Origin of the sequence: Streptomyces sp. NPDC102259 (genome assembly GCF_044766465.1) — a bacterium.
Classification (GTDB): Bacteria; Actinomycetota; Actinomycetes; order Streptomycetales; family Streptomycetaceae; genus Streptomyces.
This window is the reverse complement of the sequence record NZ_JBIWMA010000018.1, coordinates 51,047-57,272: the sequence shown is the minus strand read 5'-3', so window position 1 is coordinate 57,272 and position 6,226 is coordinate 51,047. Positions and strand designations below refer to the sequence as shown.

Annotated in this window: 6 protein-coding genes; 3 read left to right on the top strand and 3 right to left on the bottom strand. The window is 72.6% G+C overall.

Going from position 1 to position 6,226, the window contains the following annotated elements:
* Positions 1–116 precede the first annotated feature (116 nt).
* From ACIRPU_RS32330 to ACIRPU_RS32320, 3 genes are all read right to left on the bottom strand, one after another.
* Positions 117–530, bottom strand: a complete 414-nt coding sequence (locus ACIRPU_RS32330; RefSeq protein ID WP_355703280.1) for a DUF3040 domain-containing protein — start codon at positions 528–530, stop codon at positions 117–119.
* A gap of 276 nt (positions 531–806) precedes the next feature.
* On the bottom strand, positions 807–1,634 hold the full coding sequence (locus ACIRPU_RS32325) for a methyltransferase (protein WP_403873690.1): 828 nt from the start codon (positions 1,632–1,634) through the stop codon (positions 807–809).
* Between the two features lie 192 nt (positions 1,635–1,826).
* Positions 1,827–2,390: an SAV_6107 family HEPN domain-containing protein gene (locus ACIRPU_RS32320; RefSeq protein WP_403873687.1), complete on the bottom strand. Its 564-nt coding sequence runs from the start codon at positions 2,388–2,390 to the stop codon at positions 1,827–1,829.
* Between the two features lie 175 nt (positions 2,391–2,565).
* Here ACIRPU_RS32320 and ACIRPU_RS32315 point away from each other — a divergent pair, with 175 nt between their 5' ends.
* Genes ACIRPU_RS32315 through ACIRPU_RS32305 form a run of 3 tightly spaced genes read left to right on the top strand, consistent with a single transcriptional unit; the run spans position 2,566 to position 6,219 of the window.
* Positions 2,566–3,492, top strand: coding sequence for an ATP-binding cassette domain-containing protein (locus tag ACIRPU_RS32315; RefSeq protein WP_403873683.1), 927 nt, complete (start codon positions 2,566–2,568; stop codon positions 3,490–3,492).
* Positions 3,464–5,548 carry a YhgE/Pip family protein gene (locus ACIRPU_RS32310; protein WP_403873680.1) on the top strand — a complete coding sequence of 695 codons (2,085 nt, stop codon included), beginning with the start codon at positions 3,464–3,466 and terminating at the stop codon, positions 5,546–5,548. The genes ACIRPU_RS32315 and ACIRPU_RS32310 overlap by 29 nt, the downstream gene beginning before the upstream one ends.
* Before the next feature lie 44 nt (positions 5,549–5,592).
* Positions 5,593–6,219 carry a TetR/AcrR family transcriptional regulator gene (locus tag ACIRPU_RS32305; protein WP_403873677.1) on the top strand — a complete coding sequence of 209 codons (627 nt, stop codon included), beginning with the start codon at positions 5,593–5,595 and terminating at the stop codon, positions 6,217–6,219.
* The last annotated feature ends 7 nt before the right edge of the window (positions 6,220–6,226 follow it).

Sequence of the window (6,226 nt, the reverse complement as noted above, 5' to 3'; positions counted from 1 at the left end):
AGTTCGGCCTGGGCGGGGGACGCGCGGGGCTGTGCCGGCACACGTTTGCGGGGCCCACCACCCGGCCGGGTGGTCGCCCCCTCAACGTTTCTTCGCATGGGGGTGTTGCCGCGGTTTCAGTGACCGCCCTGCTCGTCACGGCGGCGCTGCCAGCGCTGCTCGATCCGGTCCATCATGGAGCGCTTCTGCCGGCCCTGACCACGGCCGTGCGGGGTACCTGGGGCTCCTGCGGCTGCTGCCGCGGGTTGCTCGCCCGGCTTGGGCGCCTTGCGCCAGCCGGTCACGGCGAGAACCGCGCAGCCCAACATGACGAGGAAGCCCACCACGCTCAGCCAGACCTGCTTGGCGACCATGCCGGCCATGAGGAGCGCGATACCGACGAGGAAGCCTGCGACCGCCTGGTAGACCCGACGCCGGGTGTACGTACGCAGCCCGCTTCCCTCGAGCGCCGACGCGAACTTGGGATCTTCGGCGTACAGCGCTCGCTCCATCTGCTCGAGCATGCGCTGCTCGTGCTCCGAGAGCGGCACGGAGTCCTCCTCATCGTGCAGTCGCCGGGGCGACCCGGGGGGTCCCTTCAGGATAGGCAGGGAATCGCCCCCGTGAAACCCGCCCCTCTACGCCAATTGGCCAACCGGAGCCCGTCATGGACGTCCCGGCCCGCTGAGGATTCCATTCCCCAGGAGCCGACCCGTCATGCCGGGCGGTCTCCCTCGATCATACGGCGCACTGCGGCCGAACGGGGGGCCTGTGGCGTACTCCATGCGCAGCCAAGGCCCTGATCAGCGGTGCACCTCAGGAGGCGCTCAGGTCCCGTCGGCCCCCCGCGTCTCCCCCAGCACGTGAAGCTGGGTCGCCACGGAGTGGAAGGCGGCGAGTTCGGCGGCGGCCTCCTCGAGCTTCAGCAGGGCTTCCAGGGCGCCGGGCTCGGTGTCCACCAGCACACCCGGGACGAGGTCGGCGAAGACCCGCACGCCGTGCACCGACCCGACCCGCAGGCCCGCGCCCTCGACCAGCGCCGTGAGCTGCTCGGTCGTGAAGCGGCGCGGCACCGGGTCTCCCTCGCCCCAGCGGCCGTCCGGGCCGGTGAGGGCCTGCCGGGCCTCCGTGAAGCGACCGGCGAGGGCGCGCGCGAGCACGGCTCCGCCGAGGCCGGCGGCGAGCAGGCTGAGGACGCCCTCGGAGCGCAGTGCGGCCACCACGTTGCGGACGCCCTCGGCCGGGTCGTCGACGTACTCCAGGACGCCGTGGCACAGGACCGCGTCGTAGCCGCCCCGCTCGACCACGTCGAAGAGCCCGTGGGCATCGCCCTGGACGCCCTTCACCCGGTCGGCGACGCCGGCCTCGGCGGTGCGGCGCTCCAGGGCGAACAGCGCGTTGGGGCTGGGGTCGACGACGGTGACCCGGTGCCCGAGGAGGGCGACGGGCACGGCGAAGTTGCCGCTGCCGCCCCCGGTGTCGAGGACGTCGAGCGACTCACGTCCGGTCGCCTTGACCCGGCGCTCGAGGGCCTCCTGGAGGACCTCCCAGACCACGGCCGTACGGAGCGCGGCGCGGGGCCGAGGAGGGTCGGAGCGTGGCGGCGTCGAGTGCGGGCTGTGGTGGGAGACGGGCGGGCGCATCGGGTCCGACACGGCAGTTGACTCCTCGGCGCGGCACCGCCTCTTGCGCGGCGGAGCGAACGGGCTGCCTCCCCGGCCCGATCCGACCGGGCCCGGTGGGCGGGCGGGGCGGGGCGGGCGGAGGGAAGGCTTCAGGCGTCTTCCACCCTATTGCCTCCGGCGCGTTTGCCCGGTCACGGTGGTGCGCCCCGGCGGCGGCGCATGTCAGCCCGCGTCCGGCAGGTCGCGCCCCGCACCGGAGCCGTCCGGGTCGGCCCCCTCCTGGCGCGGCTGCGGGAGCACCGGCTGGAGCACCAGCATGCGTTCGACGAGGCGCAGGAACATCGCCACGTCGCGGATCAGGTCGTCGGCGTCCCGGCGGGTGGCCGCGCCCTGGATGCCCGCCTCGGCACGGGCCCGGCGCGCGGCCCCGGAGGCGAACAGCGCGCTCCACTCGGTGAGTTCGGGCGCTATCTCGGGGAGCACTTCCCAGGCGCTCCGGATGCGGGCCCGGCGGCGCGGGGAGGGATCCGGGCGACCCCGGGCGGCGAGCACGGCCGCCGCGGTGCGCAGGGCGGCCAAATGAGCCGTGGCGTAGCGCTCGTTGGGGGTTTCGAGGACAGCCGTCTCGTCCAGCCCGGCGCGGGCCTGGGCGAGCAGGTCGAGGGCGGCGGGCGGAGCCGTGGTGCGGCGCAACACGGGGTGCACGTCGCCGGCCGGGCCGTTCAGTGAGGGGGCAGGGCCGGTGGCGCGGCGCCGGTTTGCGGCGGCTGCGTGGTAGGTGGCCATGACGAACCTCCTGTCGTCTGTGTGACGGCACGCCCTGATACGGGCTGCCGTATGTGCCCATCGTGGGGTATGCCACTGACAATCCGTTCTGACCTGGGCTTTTGCTTCGATCGAAGGTTCGGGCTAGTTTTTGCACTGACCAGTCAGTTCAAATTGTCGTCAACCAGGGGGACCTGTGGACGGAGTCGGTGTCACCGCCGACGGCTTCGGGCTCCGAGGCCCTCGCGGATGGGCGTTCCGAGGCGTCGGCGTCGACGCGGAGCCGGGCTCGCTGATCGCCGTCGAAGGGCCGTCCGGCTCCGGCCGGACCAGCCTGCTGCTCGCCCTCACCGGGCGGATGAAGGCCACCGAGGGGACGGCGACCGTGGGCGGGGCGCGGCTGCCGAAGCAGTTGGCCGCCGTGCGGCGCGTCGGCGCACTCGCGCACGTCGCCGGTGTGACCGACCTCGACCCGGCCCTGACCGTCGGGGAGCACCTGCGCGAACGCGCGCTGCTGGAGCGGCGGTTCGGCGGACCGGTACGGGAGTTGCTGCGACCACGCGCGGAGCGGGCGGCCGAGGTGGGGCTGCGGATCGACACCGCGCTCTCCGCCGCCGGGCTCGAGCTGGAGGCCCTGCCCAAGGGGTCACGGACCGCCGTCCGCGATCTGGAGCGCCTCGAAGCGCTGCGGCTGTCCGTGGCGCTGGCGCTCATCGGACGCCCCGGGCTGCTCGGTGTCGACGACATCGACCTGAAGCTGACGGACGCCGAGCGGGCGGAGGTCTGGGCGCTGCTCAGGTCCCTCGCCGAGGCGGGGACGACGGTCCTCGCGGTGTGCGGCGAGGCCCCGGAGGGCGCCGTCACGGTCTCCACGGTCGTCACGGGCCCGGAGGCCGTCCCGCTCGATCAGGAGGGCGCCGTCCAGGCCCCGGCCCAGGAGGACGCCGTCGGGGCCCCCGCCGAGCCCGCCGTCGGATCCGCCCGGGAGACGGCCGAGCCCACGGAGTCCAGCGAGTCCACGAAGCACACGGAGTCCACGGACTCCAGCAAGTCCACCGAGTCCAGCGGGACCGAGCAGGAAGAGGAGAAGACGGATGCGATCGCCGAGACTGGCCGCGCTTGAGCTGCGGCGCTTCGGCCGGGGCAAGCTCCCCCGGGCCGCCCTCGTCGCGCTCCTGCTGCTGCCCCTGCTGTACGGCGCGCTGTATCTGTGGTCCTTCTGGGACCCGTACGGCCGCCTCGACCGCATCCCCGTGGCGCTCGTGAACGACGACAAGGGGGCCACCGCCGACGGGAAGAGGATCAGCGCGGGCGACGACATCACCAAGGGCCTGCGCGACAGCGAGGTCTTCGACTGGCACGAGGTGAGCGCCGCCGAGGCACGCGCGGGCGTGGAGGACGGCAGGTACTACCTGTCGCTGACCATGCCGGCCGACTTCAGCGGGCGGATCGCCTCCAGCGCGGGCGACTCGCCCGAGACGAGCGCCCTCCAGGTGCGCACCAACGACGCCAACAACTACATCGTCGGGCAGATCTCGCGAACGGTCTTCAGCGAGGTGCGCACGGCCGCGTCCACGAAGACCTCGCGGTCCTTCCTCGACAAGATCTTCGTCTCCTTCACCGACATCCACGGAGAGACCGCGAAGGCCGCCGACGGGGCCGACGACCTCACCGGCGGCATCGGGAAGGCCGAGAAGGGCTCCAAGGACCTCGCCGACGGGCTGAGCGACGCCAAGGACGGCAGCGGCAAGCTGGCGAAGGGCCTGAAGAAGCTCGACAAGGGCGCCGACGACCTGGAGGACGGCTCGCAGAAGGTCGCGGACGGCACCCAGACGCTCGCCGACAAGGTCAACGGGGTCGCCGACGGGCTGGGGCCCTTCGTCAAGGACAACGAGAAGACCATCGGCGACACCGCCCAGCTGGTCGCCGACTCGGCGAAGGTGGTCCGGGACAACCTCGCGACCCTGGTGAAGCTGGCGCCGACCGCCGCCGAGGGCGCCCACACGGCCTCGGACACCCTCGCCGCCGTCCACAAGGCCCGCTGCGAGACGGCCGTACTGCCCGACCCGGCGTGCGCCGACCTGGCGAAGGCCAAGGACGCGGCCGCCGACGTGGCGAAGGTCGCCGACGACCTCAACACGCTGATCGCCGACCAGGACGGCGACCTGAAGACGCTCCGCACGAACCTCGCCGCGCTCCAGAAGCAGGCGCAGTCGCTCGCCGACAGCGCCCCGCACCTCTCCGAGGACCTCGACGACGCCGTGACCAAGGTCAACGCACTCAACACGGGCGCCGCGAAGGTCGCCAAGGGCGCCAAGAAGCTGCACACCGGACTCGGCACGGCCAAGACGGGGTCGGTCGACCTCGACGAGGGCGTCACCAAGCTCGAGACGGGCGCCCAGGACCTCAACGGCGGCATCTTCAAGCTCTCCGACGGCTCCGGAAAGCTCGCCGACGGCCTGCACGACGGCGCCGAGCAGATCCCCGACTACGACGCGCAGCAGCGCGACGCGCGCACCGCCGTCATGGCCGACCCGGTACAGCTCGCCTCCCAGGACCTGCACAAGGCACCCAACTACGGCACCGGTTTCGCCCCGTACTTCATCCCGCTGTCACTGTGGGTGGGCGCGATGGTGGCGTACATGCTGATCGCGCCGATGAACCGGCGAGCCCTCGCCGCGGGCGCCCCGGCGTGGCGGATCGCGCTGGCGGGCTGGCTGCCGGTGGTCGCGATCGGAGTGCTCCAGACGACGGCGCTGATGGCCGTGCTGCACTGGGCCATCGGCCTGGAGATGGCGCGGGCGGTCGGCACGGTGGGCTTCCTGTTCCTGGTGACGGCGTGCTTCGCGGCCCTCGTGCAGTGGCTCAACGCGCGCTTCGGGGCAGCGGGCCGGATCCTCGTACTGGCGCTGCTCATGTTGCAGTTGACGTCGGCGGGCGGCACCTATCCCGTGCAGACCAGCCCGGGCTTCTTCAACGCGATCCACCCCTACCTGCCGATGAGCTACGTCGTCGAGGCGCTCAGGAGGCTCATCACGGGCGGCGGCCTGGGACCGGTGTGGCACGCGTGCGTGGTGCTCGTCGCCTTCACCGCGGGCGCCCTCGCGCTGACCGCCCTGTCGGCGCGCCGCCGCCAGGTGTGGACTCTGGACCGGCTGCACCCGGAGCTGAGCCTGTGAGCATCCGGCGTCCGGCGGGCCAGGTTCCTGTGACAATCAGGACCATGGAAAGCAGCACCACCCCGGGCGGCCGCACCCGCCGCGAGACCACCCGGCAGAAGCTCTACGAGGCGGCCGTCACCCTCATCGCCGAGCAGGGCTTCTCCGCGACGACAGTGGACGAGATCGCTGAACGGGCCGGTGTCGCGAAGGGCACGGTCTACTACAACTTCGCGAGCAAGTCGGTTCTCTTCGAGGAGCTGCTCAGGCACGGCGTGGGCCTCCTCGCCGCCTCGCTGCGGGAGGCGGCCGAGCGGACCGCGCGGGAAGGCGGCAGCAAGGTCGACGCCCTGGACGCGATGGTCCACGCGGGCCTCGTCTTCATCGACCGCTACCCGTCCTTCACCCAGCTCTACGTGGCCGAACTGTGGCGTACCAACCGGGCCTGGCAGTCCACCCTCATGGTGGTCCGGCAGGAGGTGGTGGCCGTCGTCGAGGGGGTGCTGCGCGAGGGCGTCGAGAACGGCGAGTTCAGCGAGGAGATCGATGTCCAGCTGACGGCGGCCGCCCTGGTGGGCATGGTGCTGGTGGCCGCGCTGGACTGGCAGGCCTTCCAGCCCGAGCGTTCCCTGGACGACGTCCACTCGGCGCTGTCCCGGCTGCTCCAGGGGCGGGTGAGCGGTCGCCGGTAGGCGCCGC